A 15,660-nucleotide genomic window follows, 5' to 3' on the forward strand; every position below is an offset into this window, starting at 1 on the left:
GGCGCGGTCGCTCATTCGCCGCCGTAGAAGACGCGGTCCACGACCGCGCGGGCGCGCCGCGCGTGCCGCCGGTAGTCCTCCAGCAGCTCCCCCGTCGCCGGGTAGCCCATGACGCGCGTGACGGCGCTGCGCTCGTTGTGGTGGTCGGTGGGCAGCACGTCCGACGCCCGCCCGCGCACCAGCATCACGGTGTTGCGGATGCGGGTCGCCAGCCGCCACGCCTCGGCCAGCACGGCGGCGTCCTCGCCGTCCAGCAGCCGCGCCGCCGCGGCGGCCTCCAGCGCCTCCAGGGTGCGGGTGGTGCGCAGCGCGGGCACGTCGTGGGCGTGCCGGAGCTGGAGCAGCTGGGCGACCCACTCGACGTCGGCGAGCCCGCCGGGGCCCATCTTGGTGTGCAGCCGCCGGTCCACGCCGCGCGGCAGCCGCTCGGACTCCATGCGCGCCTTGAGTCGCCGGATCTGCCGCAGCGCGTCGTCGTCGAGGCCGTCCTCGGGCCAGCGCAGCGGGTCGATCAGCGCGCGGAACCGCTCGCACAACCCGGCGTCGCCGATCATCGGGTCGGCGCGCAGCAGCGCCTGGCTCTCCCACGGCTCCGACCAGCGCGCGTAGTAGGCGGCGTAGGACGCCAGCGTGCGCACCAGCGGCCCCTGGCGGCCCTCGGGCCGCAGGCCGGGGTCGATCTCCAGGGCCGGGTCGGGGGCGGGCAGCGCCAGCAGCCGCCGCAGCTCGTTGGCGACGGCGTGCGCGGCGCGGCCCGCCGCGCCGTCGTCGGCGCCGGGCAGCGGGTCGTGCACGAACATGACGTCGGCGTCGCTGCCGTAGCCCAGCTCGTGGCCGCCGAAGCGGCCCATCGCCACCACCGCCATCCGGGTCGGCAGCGGCGCGCGCGTCTCCAGCTCGATCTTGCTGATCGCGGCGTGCAGCGCGGCCTCGATCGTGACGGCGGAGATGTCGGTGAGCGCCTCGCCGACCTCGCGCACGTCCACCAGCTCCAGCAGGTCGGCGACCGCGGTGCGGAACAGCTCGCGGCGGCGCAACCCGCGCACCACCGCGACCGCCTCCTCGGCGGGCGGCGCGCCGGGCGCGGGCGCGGCGGTGTGGCGGCGGACGGCGGCCAGCGCCTCGGTGCGCAGCGCCTGCCGGGAGCGCGCGGCCAGCCCGCCCTTGTCGCGGTACCCGGCCGGGCCGTCGGCGGCGATGGCGGGGGTGTCGCCGCCGAGCATCGCGACGGCCTCGGGCGCGCGCAGCAGCAGGTCGGTGGCGTACCGGCTGGACCCCAGCACCCACGCCATGTGCTCGGCGACGGTGACCTCGTCGCGCAGCAGCCGCAGGTACCAGGGGGTGGTGCCGAGCGCCTCGCTGACCCGCCGGAACCCCAGCAGGCCCGCGTCGGGGTCGGGGGCGTCGGCGAACCAGCCCAGCATCACCGGCAGCAGCGTGCGCTGGATGGCCGCGCGCCGCGACACCCCGGCGGTGAGCGCCTCGATGTGCCGCAGCGCCCCGGCCGGGTCGCCGTAGCCGAGCGCGACCAGCCGGGTGCGCGCGGCCTCGGGCGTGAGGCGGGCCTCCTCCTCCGGCAGCCGCGCCACCGCGCGCAGCAGCGGCCGGTAGAACAACTTCTCGTGGATGCGGCGGACCTCGCGGGCGTGCCGCCGCCACAGCGCGGTGAACTCGCCGACCGCGTCGCCGCGCAGGCCCAGGGCGCGGCCGACGCGGCGCAGCCCGGCCTCGTCGTCGGGCACCAGGTGGGTGCGGCGCAGCCGGTAGAGCTGCACCAGGTGCTCGACGCGCCGCAGGAACCGGTAGGCCGAGGCGAGCGCGGCGGCGTCGTCGCGGCCCACGTAGCCGCCCGCCGACAGCGCCGCGAGCGCGTCCAGGGTGGTGGGGCTGCGCAACGACTCGTCGGTGCGGCCGTGCACCAGCTGCAGGAGCTGGACGGCGAACTCCACGTCGCGCAGCCCGCCCGGCCCCAGCTTGAGCTGGCGCTCGGCCTCGGCGGTGCGCTGGTTGAGGTGGGCCTCGACGCGGCGGCGCATGGCCTGCACGTCGGCCACGAAGCTCTCGCCCTCGGCGGCGCGCCACACGATCGGGGCGATGGTCTCCACGTAGCGGCGGCCCAGCTCGGCGTCCCCGGCGACCGGGCGGGCCTTCAGCAGCGCCTGGAACTCCCACGTCTTGGCCCAGCGCTCGTAGTAGGCGCGGTGGCTGGCCAGGGTCCGCACCAGCGGCCCGGCCTTGCCCTCGGGGCGCAGCGCCGCGTCCACCTCCCACAGCGCGCCCTCGACGGTGCTGGCCGAGCAGGCCCGCATCATCGCGGCGGCCAGCCGGGTGGCGGTGCGCAGCGCGGCGTCCTCCGAGCGGCCCTCGCGGGCCTCGGCCACGAAGATGACGTCGACGTCGCTGACGTAGTTCAGCTCGCGACCGCCCGCCTTGCCCATGCCGATGACCGCGAGGCGGCACGCCTCGTGCCCCTCGACCTCGGCGCGCGCGACCGCGAGGCCCGCCATCAGCGCGGCGGCGGCGAGATCGGCCAGCACGGCGGCGACCTCGGTGACGTCGGCCTCGCCGGTCAGGTCGCGCCCGGCCAGCGCCAGCAGGTGCCGCCGGTACTCGGCGCGCAGCGCCACCAGCGTGTCGGGGCCCGCGTCGCGGGCGACGGGCTCGGGGTCGCCCGGGTCGGCGCCGACGGCGCGCAGCAGGTCGGCGCAGAGCGCGGCGCGGCGGGCGGCGTCGGCCTCGGCGCGGGCCAGCGCACGGGCCTCGGGGGCGGCCTCGGGGTCGATCTCGGGGCCGGTGTCCAGGACGGGGTCGGCGCGCAGCGCCGTCCAGTGGCCGGGGTGGCGGGCCAGGTGGTCGCCGAGCGCGTCGCTGACGCCCAGCACGGCCAGCAGCCGGTCCCGGGTGTCGGGGCGGCCGTCCAGCGCGGCGCGCAGACGTTCGCCCTCGCCCCGCTCGTCGGCCGCCGCCAGCAGCCGCAGCAGGCCGCCGAGGGCGAGGTCGGGGTCGGCGGTCGCGCCGAGCGCGGCCAGCAGGTCGCCGCCCAGCCCTCCCCCGCCGCCCTCCTCGGCCTCGGCCAGCAGCCGCTCGGCGCGCCGGGTGTCGGTGAAGCCCAGCCGCGCGAGGCGGGCGATGGGCGAATCACGGCGGTCAGGGCGGCGGTCTGGTGTCCACGGCGCGCTCACGGCCTCCACCGTAATCCGCCCGCGCCCCTCCGTGCGCGGAACGCGGGCACGGGAAGATCTCGATCTTCCCCGCGCGGCCCGGGACAACCTGTAATGATCTTCCGGCGTCCTATCCGGGGACCCCCCTTCCCTCTCCCGCACCAGGAGACCCATGAAGACCCGATCCGTCGCCGTCGTGGGCACGGCCGCCGCCGTGGCCGCGCTGGGCGCCGCCGCCGTCGCGACCGCCCAGGACGGCCGCGCCAAGACCGCCGCGCCGGTCGCCGCTCCCGCGGCCGCCGCCAAGCGCCCTCCGGCCCAGCCCGGCGACTTCGACGGCGACGGCCGCCCCGACATCGCCGCGTCGAGCTTCCAGGGCCGCATCCACAACAAGCCGCAGGGCGGCTTCATCACGGTCGTGCCCTCGCGCAAGGCCGGGCTGGACGTGGCCGGGCGGCAGTTCGTGTCCGCCAACGGCCTCGGCCTCACGATCCCCCGCGAGTTCGGCGGCTCGACGGACTCGGCCGACTTCGACCGCGACGGCTACGCCGACCTGGTCATCTCCGCCTACGAGGGCGCCCGCGGCGCCATCGTGATCGCGCACGGCGGCCCCAAGGGCGTGACCGCGCGCAAGACGGTCCTGAAAGCCCCGAACGGCAAGGGGTTCGTGGCGGGCGACTTCAACGGCAACGGCTGGCCCGACCTCGTGGTCACCGTCGGCCGGAACTCCTACCTGACGTTCCTGGACGTCCGGAACCGGCCGGTCGCGGGCGTGCGGACCACCGTCAAGACGTCGGGCGAGCTGTACTCGCCGGTCGCCGGCGACGTCAACGGCGACCGCAGGACCGACCTCGTCCTGATGACCTCCCGCGACGACGGCGACGACCTGATGCCCGACCGGGGCCTGGTGCGGTTCGGCACCGCCAAGGGCCTGGGCGCGACCAAGGTGTTCGCAACCGGCGCCAAGGGCGTGGCCCAGACCTCCGCGACCGGGGACGTCAACGGCGACGGCCGGGCCGACCTGGTCAACGTCAACCCCTTCAACCGGCGGCAGCTCACCGTGCGGCCGGGCACCAAGACGGGCCTCGGCGCGCTCCGGGTCGTGACGCTCGGCAAGCAGGAGTTCGGCGACGCGGTCGCCGTCCGCGACGTCAACGGCGACGGCAAGGCCGACGTGGCGGTGGGCCTGCCCGAGACCGCCGTCGGCGGGCAGCACGCGGCCGGGCGGATCGCGGTGCTGTACGGCGGCAAGGCCGGGCTGACCGCCAAGGGCGCCCGCACCTTCGACAAGAACACCCCGGGCGTGCCGGGCACCGCCCGCAAGAACGACCAGCTGGGCGCGGACCTGGCGCTGACCGACCTGAACGGCGACCGGCTCGCCGACCTGGTCGTGGGCGCGCCGAACGACTCCAGCGGCCGGACGGCCGAGGGCCGCGTCTTCGTGCTGTGGGGCGCGCGCGGCGGGATCGGCGTCAAGGGGATCACCACGTTCGGCACCAAGGAGCTGGGCGTCCAGGGGCGGAACGCGCGCCTCGGCGGCATCCTGCTGCACTGATCCCCGCACCGGGCATGACGAAGGGCGGGCGGCTCCGGGAGCCGCCCGCCCTTCGTCCGTCGTTACAGGACCTCGATGAGGCGCTTGCGCTCGTACTCGGTGACCTGGCGGCGGTAGTCCTCCCACTCCTGGCGCTTGTTGCGCAGGAAGAAGTCGAACACGTGCTCGCCCAGCACGTCGGCCATCAGCTCGCTGCGCTCCATCGCGTGGATCGCCTCGTCCAGGCTCTGCGGCAGCGGCTCGATGCCCATCGCGCGGCGCTCGGCGGAGGTGAGCGCCCACACGTCGTCCTCGGCGCCCGGGGGCAGCTCGTAGCCCTCCTCGATGCCCTTCAGGCCCGCGCCCAGGACCGCCGCGAACGCCAGGTAGGGGTTGGCGGCGGTGTCCAGCGACCGGAACTCGATGCGGGTCGCGTGGCCCTTGTGCGGCTTGTACATCGGCACCCGGACCAGCGCCGAGCGGTTGTTGTGGCCCCAGCAGATGTAGGACGGGGCCTCGCCGCCCGCGCCCGCCGTCGAGCCGACGCCGCCCCACAGCCGCTTGTAGGAGTTGACCCACTGGTTGCAGATGGCGGTCAGCTCGGCCGAGTGCCGCAGCAGCCCGGCGATGAACGCGCGGCCGACCTTGGAGAGCTGGAACTCCGCGCCCGGCTCGTAGAAGGCGTTGCGGTCGCCCTCGAACAACGACATGTGGGTGTGCATGCCCGAGCCCGGCTGGTCGGTGAACAGCTTGGGCATGAAGGAGGCGAACACGCCCTGCTCCAGCGCGACCTCCTTCATGACCAGGCGGAAGGTCATGATGTTGTCGGCGGTGGTGAGCGCGTCGGCGTAGCGCAGGTCGATCTCCTGCTGGCCGGGGCCGCCCTCGTGGTGGCTGAACTCCACCGAGATGCCCATGGCCTCCAGCATGGTGATCGCGTTGCGCCGGAAGTCGTGCGCGGCGCTGTGCGGGGTGTGGTCGAAGTAGCCGCCCGAGTCCACCGGCACCGGCTCGCGGCCGTCCTCGGGCCGGTCCTTGAGCAGGTAGAACTCGATCTCGGGGTGGGTGTAGAAGGTGAAGCCGAGGTCGGCGGCGCGCGCCAGGGTGCGCTTCAGCACATAGCGCGGGTCGGCGAAGCTGGGGGTGCCGTCGGGCATGAGGATGTCGCAGAACATGCGGGCCACGCCGGGCGACTCGCTGCGCCAGGGCAGCACCTGGAAGGTCGCCGGGTCCGGCTTGGCGATCATGTCGGCCTCGTAGACGCGGGCGAAGCCCTGCACCGCCGAGCCGTCGAAGCCGATGCCCTCGGCGAAGGCGCCCTCCAGCTCGGCCGGGGCGACCGCCACAGACTTCAGGAACCCCTGCACGTCGGTGAACCACAGCCGGATGAAGCGGATGTCGCGCTCCTCCAGCGTGCGGAGCACGAACTCCTGCTGACGGTCCAAAGCCTTCTCCCTCGGTGAAGCGGTGCCGGCCCTACGGCCCATGCCCGCGCCGGACGCGGTCTAACGGTGGTGACGGTGTTCGCGCAGGTGTCGGCGGGTCCGGACACCTCGCAGTATGCCCCGCCGCTGTTACCGCGACGTTACAGACCCCGGGCGCGCGGACCCGGGCCCTGGCGACCGGCGCCGGAGCGACGCGGGCGACACCCCAAACTCTGCCATATGCCCCGGGGTGCGCACAGCAGCGTCCGCTGCCGTGACGCCTTACCCCGGGGCAGGCGGCGGCTCACTCCCCGGCGGTCTTCCCGGCGGTGGGGCCGGAGGGCCCGGAGCCGGACGGCCCGGCCTCGTCGAGCCCGGCGTCGCCGAACCCGGCGGCCGCGGGGTTCAGCACCCGCGACAGGAACACCCGGGTCCGCTCGTGCCGCGGCTCGACGATCACCTGGGACGGCGGGCCCTGCTCGACCACGACCCCGCCGTCCATGAACACCACCCGGTCGGCGACCTCGCGGGCGAAGCTCATCTCGTGCGTCACCACCAGCATGGTCATGCCGTCCAGCGCCAGCTTGCGCATGACGCCGAGCACGTCGCCGACCAGCTCGGGGTCCAGCGCCGAGGTGGGCTCGTCGAACAACATCACCTCCGGGCCCATGGCCAGGGCGCGGGCGATCGCCACCCGCTGCTGCTGGCCGCCCGACAGCTGCGCCGGATAGGAGCCGATCTTGTCGGCGAGGCCGACCCGCTCCAGGTTCTCGCGCGCGACGCGCTCGGCCTCGGCCTTGCCGCGCTTCAGCACCTTGCGCTGGGCCACGGTGACGTTGCCGAGCGCGGTGAGGTGCGGGAACAGGTTGAACGACTGGAACACCATGCCGATGCGCCGCCGCGCCGCGTCGATGTCCACGTCCGGGTCGGTGATCTCGGTCCCGACCACCCGCACGGTCCCGGCCGAGGGCTCCTCCAGCAGGTTCACGCAGCGCAGCAGCGTGGACTTGCCCGAGCCGGACGGCCCGATGACGCAGACCACCTCGCCGGGCTCGACCCGCAGGTCGATGCCGCGCAGGACCTCGTTGGCCCCGAACGCCTTGTGCAGGCCCTCGATCTCGATGGCGCCGCCGGTCATCGCCGCTCCTTCCGCTGCCGGGCCTCCAGCCACCGGGCCAGCAGGCTCAGCGGGATCGTGATCAGCAGGTAGCACACGCCCGCCACCACGATCGGGGTGCTGTTGCCGAGCTGGCCGGCCAGGTCCCGGCCGAACTTGGTGAGGTCCCGGTACTCCAGCGCGATGCCGAGGAACAGCACCAGCGAGGAGTCCTTGCACAGCAGCACGATCTGGTTGGTCATCGGCGGGATGATGATCCGGAACGCCTGCGGCAGGATGATGGTGCGCATCGCCCGGAAGTAGGGCATGCCCAGCGACCGGGCCGCCTCCATCTGCCCCTTGGGCACCGCCTCGATGCCCGCCCGGATGATCTCGGCGACGTAGGCGGCCGCCGCGACCCCGAGCGCGACCCCGGCCTGGCCGACCACCCCGCCGGGGATGGTGGCGCCGGGGAAGGCGAACGGCACGCCGACGCCCACGAAGATGAAGATCAGCAGCAGCGGCAGGCCGCGGAACACCTCGATGTAGGCGATGGCGAACCAGCGGTAGGGCGCCGCCGACGACAGCCGCATCAGCGCCACCACCAGGCCCACCACCAGCCCGATGCCGAAGCCGACCAGGGTGTACAGGGCGGTGTTGCGCAGCCCGATCGTCAGGATCTCCGGGAACAGGTCCCGGGCCTTGGCGGGGTCGGCGAAGTTCTGCTGGAGCGTCGGCCAGTCGGCGGTCACCGCGACCACCGCGACGATCACCACGAACAGCGCGTACTGGCCGCCGAGGGAGACGCGGCGGCGCTGCCGGGGCGTCAGCCGCCCCGACGGCGCCGCCGCCACGGTGTCGGCCGTCACGAGGCCCCGCCGTCCTTGGGCATCGGACCGATCCACTTCTCGTAGATGGTCTTGTAGGTGCCGTTGCCCCGCGCCTCGGCGATGGCCTGGTCGGTCATCTCGACCAGCTTGGGGTTGTGGCCCTTGCGGAACCACAGGCCGTACTGCTCGCCGGTGTCGAGGTTGGCCACGATCTCGTACTTGGCGTTCGCCGGGTCCTTCAGCCAGCCCTGCACGACCGGGTAGTCCTGCACGATGACGTCCACCTGGCCGGTGCGCAGGCCGTCCAGCTCGGCCAGCGAGTTGTCGAAGGAGCGGGGGTTGTGGCCCTTCTCCTTGACGTGGTCCTCACCGGTGGTCGACGCCTGCGAACCGAGCTTCAGCTTCTTGTTCTTGACGTCGTCCAGCGAGGTGATCCCGCTGCCCTTCTTGGCCATCAGCGCCTGGGTCGCGTCGAAGTAGGGCTTGGAGACGTCCATGGTGGCGACCCGGTCCGGCTTGATCGTCATGCCGCCCATGACGATGTCGCACTTGCCGGCGTTCAGCGCCGAGCCGGTCTTCATGGTCTCGAACGGGGTGTCCACGACCTTCTGGGTGACGCCCAGCTTCTTGGCCACCAGGTCCACCAGGTCGACGTCGAAGCCGACGACCTTCCCATCTTTCTCGACCTGGAAAGGCGGGTATGGCAAGTGCGTGCACGAGGTGAGGGCGCCTTCCTTGATCAGCTTCACGCCCTGCACGGTGGCGCCCTCGTTCCCGCCGCCGCAACCGGTGGCGGCGGTCAGCGTCAGCGCGGCGGTGGCCGCGGCCAGTGCCCAACGGCGGGGGGTTCGTCCGGACACGTGTCCTCCTGTATCGGTCCTGCAGATCACCGAACTATGCCACGCGCGGCCCTTGACGGACACGCACAGATAGGTCACGGTCCAGGTCACGCCCGTTTTCCGAAACTTGACGTGGCGGTCGTCTCACCCGGCCGGTGGAGATCATTAACGTGGGCCGGGTCGTGGACCACTCACTGCTGCTGCTCTCGCTGACCGATCGCGCGCCCGCGCTGGCCGCCCCTTCGGTGCCGCATCCGGACGCCCGTCCCCTGGGCGAGCGGGTGGGCACCTGGGCGCGCGCCCAAGGCCTGGTGCTGGGCGACCCGGACGCCTCGCCGCTCGGCCGCGCCCGCTGCGACCGGCTGGCCGCGCGGGTCTTCCCGACCGCCGCCCTGGACCGCGTCGAGCTGGTCTCGCGCTGGCTGACGTGGGCGTTCACGCTGGACGACACGCTCGACGAGACCCCGCTCGGCGGCAGCGCGACCGCCGTGCTCGGGCTGTACGAGGACCTGCTGGCGTCGGTGCGGCGCGGCCACGCCCGGCCCGGCGCGCGCCCGCTGGAGAGCACGCTGGTGGACCTGTGGCGGGCGACCGTCCCGGGGATGAGCCGCGACTGGCGGCGGCGGTTCCTGCTGCACATGGAGGAGCACCGGGCGGGCTGCGCGGAGGAGGCGGTGACCCGCCGCACCGGCGACGCCCCGACGTTGTCGGGCTATCCGGCGCAACGGCGGCGGTCGGCCGCGCCGTTCCTGTTCGACCTGGTCGAGCCGGCGCTCGGCGTGGAGCTGCCCGCCCGGCTGACGACCGCCCCGCCGTGGAAGACGCTGCTGGAGGGCACCGCGGACCTGGTGGCGTGGAGCAACGACGTGGCGTCGCACGCCCGCGAGGCCGAGCGCGGCGGCGCGCACAACCATGTGACGGTGCTGGCGGCGGCGTACGGGTTCGAGTCGGCGCAGGCGGCGGGCTGGGTGGTGGACCGCATGGCCCACCGCGCGGCGGACGTCGCGGCGGCGGCGCGGACGCTGGACGCCGACCTGGACCGGTTCCGCTTCACCGCCGAGGAGCGCGCGGTGACGGCGCGGGTCGCGCGGGTGCTGCTGGACGTCCCGCGCGCGCATCTGGACTGGCTCACCGAGTCCGGCCGCTACCGGGCCGCCGTCGAGCAGCCGTGGGAGGCACCGCCGCTGCGCCCGCGCAAACGCAAGCGCCCGCAGCCGGTCGAAGAAGTAGCGCAGGTACCGGTCGAAAAGGTCCCGCAGCCGCCCGTCGAGATGAGCCAGCCGCAACCCGACCGCAAGCCGCGCGGCCTGCTGGACGTGCTGGAATCACTGGACTGAGCCGGTCACTGGGCTGAGCCCGCCAGCATGTCCCCGGCCCGGGTGCGCTGGTACAACACCCGACGCCCCAGCCGTTGCCCCGTCACCAGCCCGCAACCCCGGAGCACGCCGAGGTGCTGGCTGATCGCGCCGGGCGTGACGCCCAGCCGCCGGGCCAGTTCCGTCGTGGAGGCCGGGGTCGCGAGGGCGGTCAGGATGTGGGCGCGGCCGCGTCCGATCAGCGCCGCGAGGGCGTCGGGCGGGGCGGCGGGCCGCGTCTCCCACAGCGTGGCCACGCCGTAGGGCGGATAGCTGAGCATGGGCTGGTAGGGCGGCACCATGACCGACACATCAGGCCAGACGAACACGCTGGGCACCAGCAGCAGCCCGCGTCCCTGCAACTCCGCCCAGAAGTCCCAAGGCCGCTCGACCGTCAGAGTCCCAGCCCGCCAGCGAACAGCCCCGTGCAGATCGGCGAACACGCCCTCGGCCCCCACGGCGGCCAGCGCCCGCGTCCGGCGCAGCACGTCCCCTTCCAGCAGGTCGTGGATCCGGTCCCAGTACGGCAGCAGGGCGGCCTCCCAGAACCCTTCCAAAAGCTCGCAGATCTCGGCCAGGACGCGTTCGGGCTCAGCAACCAGCGGCCACAGCGCGGGGTTGCTCTCCGCCGCCCGTCCCAGCTCGTGGGCGACGACGTCCGGCGGGGTGGCCCGGACGGTGGCCAGCTCGGCGGCGAAGTCGGGCAGCGGCGTGGCGGGCGGCGGCGTGAGGAAGTCGGGGATGTACCCGGCCGAGGGCACCAGGGAGCGCAACGTCTCGAACCCGCGCGTCCGAGGGCGGACCGACCGGACCCAGGGCAGGTGCAGGGCGTGCCGGGCGGGCTCGTTCAGCACCCGGAGGCTGTGCACCAGCTCCCACAGCGGCGAGAACGCGAACCGGACGCGGGCCGCGTCGTCGGTGGCGAAGACGAACTCGATCATGACCGGACCATTGAGCCCAGCCTAAATGAGTTTCGCGGCGCGTCCTCCCCCACCAGGGTCATGCGCATGACGACCGCCGCCCTCCCGCGCATGCCCGCCTTCCTGCACACCAGGGTGGGCGGCTTCCCGCGCCCGTACTGGGCGCTCTGGACCGGCACGCTGGTCAACCGCCTCGGCACGATGGTCGAGCCGTTCCTCGGCCTGTACCTGATGACCGCGCGCGGCCTGTCGCTGGCCCAGGCGGGCCTGGTGGCGGCGACGCTGGGCGCGGGCTCGCTGGCCTCGCAGGTGCTCGGCGGCTTCCTGGCCGACCGGATCGGCCGCCGGATCACGATGGTGGGCGGCACCACGGCCACCGGCGCGGCGATGCTGGCGCTCGGCTACGCGCAGGGCATGGCCGTGATCATGGCGGCGGCCCTGCTGCTCGGCCTCGCCAAGGACATGTACCGGCCCGCCTCGCACGCGATGCTCGCCGACATCATCGACCCCGCCGACCGGCCGCGCGCGTTCGCGCTGCTGTTCTGGGCGATCAACCTGGGCTGGGCGGCCGCGATGGTGACCGGCGGGCTGCTGGCGCAGCAGGGCTACCTGTGGCTGTTCTGGATCGACGCCGCCACGTGCGCGGCGTTCGGCCTGCTGGTCTGGCGGGCGATCCCGGAGACGCGCCCGGCCCGCACCGACGACGGGCCGTCCGCCGGGAGCTGGCGGCAGGTGGCGGGCGACCGGGTGCTGCTCGGCTACGCGGCGATCATGCTGGCCTACGTCTTCGTGCTGATGCAGGCCATGACCACGATGCCGCTGGCGATGCGCGAGCTGGGCCTCGGACCGCGCGACTACGGGGTGGCGATCGCGGCGAACGGCGTGCTGATCGTCGCCGTGCAGCCGCTGATCGGGGCGTGGCTGGCGCGCCGCGACCGGTCCCGGGTGCTGGCGGCCGGATTTGTCCTGGTGGGCGTCGGCTACGGCCTGACGACGCTGGCGACGACGGTGTGGGAGTTCATCGCCACGATCCTGGTCTGGTCGGTCGGCGAGATCATCACCTCGGCCGTGGTGCAGGCCGTGGTGGCGGACCTGGCGCCGCCGCACCTGCGCGGCCGGTACGCCGCGACGTTCGGCCTGGCGTGGTCGGGCGGCTTCCTGCTGGCCCCGCTCGGCGGCACGCAGCTACTGGGTGTCAGCGCGGCCGCCCTGTGGCTGACGTGCCTCGGCGTCAGCCTGGCCACGGCGGCGGCGATCCTGGCGCTGGGCCCAGCGATCCGCCGCCGCAGCTTCTCGTCAGACTGACGAGACCCGCTACGCTGGCCCCGTGGCACAACTCCGGATCGCGCTCGCGCAGGTGAACCCGACCGTCGGCGACCTCGACGGCAACGCCGCCCTCATCGTGGAATGGACCCGGCGCGCGGCCGACGCGGGCGCGCACCTGGTGGCCTTCCCGGAGATGGCGCTGACCGGCTACCCGGTGGAGGACCTGGCGCTGCGGTCCTCGTTCGTGCAGGCGTCGCAGCGGGCTTTGGAAGCAGTGGCGACCAGGCTCGACGCCGAGGGCCTCGGCGAGATCCCGGTGGTGACCGGCTACCTGGACCGCCGCGCGGTGAGCCTGGTCCGCGCCGGCCAGCCCGCCGGTTCCCCGCTGGACGCGGCGGCGTGGCTGCACCGGGGCGGGGTGGTCGCGCGCTCGGCCAAGCACCACCTGCCCAACTACGGGGTCTTCGACGAGTACCGGATCTTCGTGCGCGGCGACCGGCTGCCCGTCGTCCGGGTGCGCGGGATCGACGTGGCGACGGTCGTCTGCGAGGACCTGTGGCAGGACGGCGGCCCGGTGAGCGTGACCGAGACCGCCGGGGCGGGCCTGCTGCTGGCGATCAACGCGTCCCCCTACGAGCGCAACAAGGACGACGTGCGGCTGGAGCTGTGCGCCGAGCGGGCCCGCGAGGCGGGCTGCGCGCTGGCGTACGTGAACATGGTGGGCGGCCAGGACGAGCTGGTCTTCGACGGCGACTCGCTGGTGGTCGCCGCCGACGGCACCCTGCTGGCCCGCGCCCCGCAGTTCACCGAGCACCTGCTCGTGGTGGACCTGGCGCTCCCCGCCGCGACGGGCCCGCGCGAGCGGACCCCCGTCCCGGCCCTGGACGGCACAACGATCACGATCGAGCACCACACCCTCGACGAGGAGACCCTCCCGGCCTACGACGTGCGCCCCCAGGAGGCGGCCGAGCCCCTGGACGACCTGGCGGAGGTCTACGGCGCGCTGGTGCTGGGGACCCGCGACTACGTGCGCAAGAACGGCTTCCGCTCGGTGATCCTGGGCCTGTCCGGCGGCATCGACTCGGCGCTGGTGGCCACGATCGCCTCGGACGCGATCGGCCCGGAGAACGTGCACGCGGTCCTGCTGCCGAGCCGCTACTCGACCGAGCACTCGGTGACCGACGCGCAGGAGCTGGTCAAGCGCCAGGGCGTGCACGCGCGGATCGTGCCCATCAAGGACATGGTGGACTCCTTCGAGGCCCACCTCGACCTGGACGGCCTGGCCGCCGAGAACCTCCAGGCCCGCATCCGGGCCAACATCTGGATGGGCCTGTCGAACCAGGAGGGCCACCTGGTGCTGACCGGCGGCAACAAGAGCGAGCTGGCGACGGGCTACTCGACCCTGTACGGGGACTCGGCGGGCGGCTTCGCGCCCATCAAGGACCTGGTGAAGACGATGGTGTGGGAGTTGTCCCGGTGGCGGAACGAGGCCGTCGGGAGCGACCTGCCGTTCCTGCACCCGTTCGCGACGCCCCCGATCCCCGAGGACGTCATCGTCAAGGAGCCGTCGGCGGAACTGCGCCCGGACCAGCGCGACAGCGACAGCCTGCCGCCGTACGACGTGCTGGACCCGCTGCTGGCCGACTACGTCGAGCGCGACATGGGCCGCGACGCGCTGGTGGCGGCGGGCCACGACCCGGCCCTGGTGGAACGGGTGATCCGCCTGGTGGACCTGGCCGAGTACAAGCGCCGCCAGTACCCGCCGGGCCCCAAGATCACCCCGAAGAACTTCGGCCGCGACCGCCGCGTCCCGATCACCAACCGCTGGCGCGAGCCGGGCGACGCCTGATCACCGCACCCGGTCCCAGGGCAGGCCCGCGATGCGGTCGATGTGGTCCTCGCCCCACTGCCCGAGCGGCGCCATGGCGTCGTTGAGGGAGCGCCCGAAGTCCGTCAGGGAGTACTCGACCTTGGGCGGGACCTGCTGGTAGACCTCGCGGTGCAGCAGCCCGGAGACCTCCATCTCGCGCACCTGCTGGATGAGGACGCGCTCGCTGATGCCGGAGACGGCGCGCCGCAACTCCCCGAAGCGGAGGGGGCCGTCCTGGAGCGCGAAGAGGACGAGCCCCTTCCACTTGCCGCCCATGAGGGCGATGGCGGCGTCGAGGCCGCAGGTGAACTCCCGACCGGTCATGCGCTCTCCCCACACTTACCTTCTGCTCAGTACCCGACAAAATAGTAGGTACTTGAAGGAACAGCAGTACCCGTTTCAGGATGATCACGCCGCCGGAACCGGCGCGTCCCCCACCTGAACCGGAGTCCCCCATGCACACGAACGACCGCACGCCGGTGACCGTCATCGGCCTGGGCGCGATCGGCACGGCACTGGCCGAGGCGTTCCTCAGAGCCGGGCACCCGACCACGGTCTGGAACAGGACAGCGGCCAAAGCCGCCCCCCTGGAAGCCAAGGGAGCCGAACACGCAGAAACGATCAAGCAGGCCGTAACAGCGAGCCCCCTGGTCATCACGGCCCTGACGACTTTCGAGGACACACGAGAGGCCCTGGAGCCCGCAGGGGCAGAGCTACGCGACCGTGCCCTAATCACGCTGAACAGCGGCTCCCCAGCAGCCGCCCGCGAGACAGCGACCTGGGCCACAGATCACAAGGCCCGCTTCCTGGCGGGAGCGGTGAAGAACGTGCCGTCAGCAGTAGGAGCGCCGGACACGCTGCTCTACTACAGCGGCGACAGGAGCGTCTTCGAGGAGTACGAGCCGACGCTCAGGATCCTGGGCGGCGACACCGTCCACCTGGGCGACGAACCGGACCTGGCGGCCCTGTACGAGATGGCGGTGGGCGCGATGTTGCTGCCCGCCCTGGTCGGCTTCTTCCAGGGGGCGGCCGCGCTCCAGTCACGCGGCCTGGAGGCGGCCTCGATGGTGCGGTTCGCGGGCAAGTGGCTGGACATGATCAAGTCCCTGCTGCCGATCTACGCCACGGAGATCGACACCGGCGACTACACCGACGCCGCCTCGTCGGTGAACCTGTTCCTGGCGGGCGTGGCCCACGACGAGGACCTGACACGCGAGACGAACGTGGACACGTCCTGGCTGACCCCGCTGCACGACCTGCTGAGGAGGGCGGCGGAGGCGGGCCACGGCGAACACAACATCTCGGCCCTGACGGAGGTACTCAAAAAGCAACCCCAAACGTGACCACCAACCCCGGCCACCGGGG

At 73.4% G+C, this 15,660-nt stretch carries 12 protein-coding genes; 5 read left to right on the forward strand and 7 right to left on the reverse strand.

Features of this window, described 5'->3' with window-relative positions:
- Window positions 1–11: 11 nt before the first annotated feature.
- Window positions 12–3,182, reverse strand: a complete 3,171-nt coding sequence (locus AH6_RS12265; protein ID WP_067478618.1) for a bifunctional [glutamine synthetase] adenylyltransferase/[glutamine synthetase]-adenylyl-L-tyrosine phosphorylase — start codon at window positions 3,180–3,182, stop codon at window positions 12–14.
- Window positions 3,183–3,333: 151 nt separating this feature from the next.
- Between AH6_RS12265 and AH6_RS12270 the strand changes: the two genes are divergently transcribed.
- Window positions 3,334–4,716 carry an FG-GAP and VCBS repeat-containing protein gene (locus AH6_RS12270; protein WP_067478540.1) on the forward strand — a complete coding sequence of 461 codons (1,383 nt, stop codon included), beginning with the start codon at window positions 3,334–3,336 and terminating at the stop codon, window positions 4,714–4,716.
- Window positions 4,717–4,778: 62 nt separating this feature from the next.
- On the opposite strand, the gene AH6_RS12275 is transcribed toward AH6_RS12270, so the two are convergent.
- The 4 genes from AH6_RS12275 to AH6_RS12290 all read right to left on the reverse strand — a co-directional run bounded on the left by AH6_RS12275 (window position 4,779) and on the right by AH6_RS12290 (window position 8,905).
- A complete protein-coding gene (locus AH6_RS12275) occupies window positions 4,779–6,140 on the reverse strand; it encodes a glutamine synthetase family protein (RefSeq protein ID WP_067478543.1) in 1,362 nt (453 codons plus the stop codon).
- 283 nt (window positions 6,141–6,423) lie between these two features.
- The gene (locus AH6_RS12280) at window positions 6,424–7,257 is read right to left on the reverse strand and encodes an amino acid ABC transporter ATP-binding protein (protein WP_067478546.1); all 834 of its coding nucleotides are present in this window, start codon (window positions 7,255–7,257) and stop codon (window positions 6,424–6,426) included.
- Window positions 7,254–8,084: an amino acid ABC transporter permease gene (locus AH6_RS12285; RefSeq protein WP_067478549.1), complete on the reverse strand. Its 831-nt coding sequence runs from the start codon at window positions 8,082–8,084 to the stop codon at window positions 7,254–7,256. The genes AH6_RS12280 and AH6_RS12285 overlap by 4 nt, the downstream gene beginning before the upstream one ends.
- Window positions 8,081–8,905 carry a substrate-binding periplasmic protein gene (locus AH6_RS12290; protein WP_067478553.1) on the reverse strand — a complete coding sequence of 275 codons (825 nt, stop codon included), beginning with the start codon at window positions 8,903–8,905 and terminating at the stop codon, window positions 8,081–8,083. The genes AH6_RS12285 and AH6_RS12290 overlap by 4 nt, the downstream gene beginning before the upstream one ends.
- Before the next feature lie 134 nt (window positions 8,906–9,039).
- Here AH6_RS12290 and AH6_RS12295 point away from each other — a divergent pair, with 134 nt between their 5' ends.
- Entirely contained in the window at window positions 9,040–10,221 is a 1,182-nt protein-coding gene (locus AH6_RS12295) for a terpene synthase family protein (RefSeq protein WP_174555091.1), read from the forward strand.
- Window positions 10,222–10,226: 5 nt separating this feature from the next.
- Here the strand turns inward: AH6_RS12295 and AH6_RS12300 are convergent, their stop codons facing one another.
- Complete coding sequence (locus tag AH6_RS12300; RefSeq protein WP_067478559.1) at window positions 10,227–11,180, reverse strand: DUF5937 family protein; 954 nt, start codon at window positions 11,178–11,180, stop codon at window positions 10,227–10,229.
- A gap of 66 nt (window positions 11,181–11,246) precedes the next feature.
- Between AH6_RS12300 and AH6_RS12305 the strand changes: the two genes are divergently transcribed.
- On the forward strand, window positions 11,247–12,464 hold the full coding sequence (locus AH6_RS12305) for an MDR family MFS transporter (RefSeq protein ID WP_174555092.1): 1,218 nt from the start codon (window positions 11,247–11,249) through the stop codon (window positions 12,462–12,464).
- Window positions 12,465–12,486: 22 nt separating this feature from the next.
- Window positions 12,487–14,274, forward strand: coding sequence for an NAD+ synthase (locus AH6_RS12310; protein ID WP_067478562.1), 1,788 nt, complete (start codon window positions 12,487–12,489; stop codon window positions 14,272–14,274).
- Here the strand turns inward: AH6_RS12310 and AH6_RS12315 are convergent, their stop codons facing one another.
- The gene (locus AH6_RS12315; protein ID WP_067478565.1) at window positions 14,275–14,619 is read right to left on the reverse strand and encodes a winged helix-turn-helix transcriptional regulator; all 345 of its coding nucleotides are present in this window, start codon (window positions 14,617–14,619) and stop codon (window positions 14,275–14,277) included.
- 131 nt (window positions 14,620–14,750) lie between these two features.
- On the opposite strand from AH6_RS12315, the gene AH6_RS12320 reads away from it, so the two are divergent.
- Window positions 14,751–15,638: an NAD(P)-dependent oxidoreductase gene (locus tag AH6_RS12320; RefSeq protein ID WP_067478567.1), complete on the forward strand. Its 888-nt coding sequence runs from the start codon at window positions 14,751–14,753 to the stop codon at window positions 15,636–15,638.
- Window positions 15,639–15,660 lie beyond the last annotated feature (22 nt).

The sequence above is a fragment of the Actinomadura hibisca NBRC 15177 genome (assembly GCF_001552635.1).
GTDB classification, from domain to species: Bacteria; Actinomycetota; Actinomycetes; order Streptosporangiales; family Streptosporangiaceae; genus Spirillospora; species Spirillospora hibisca.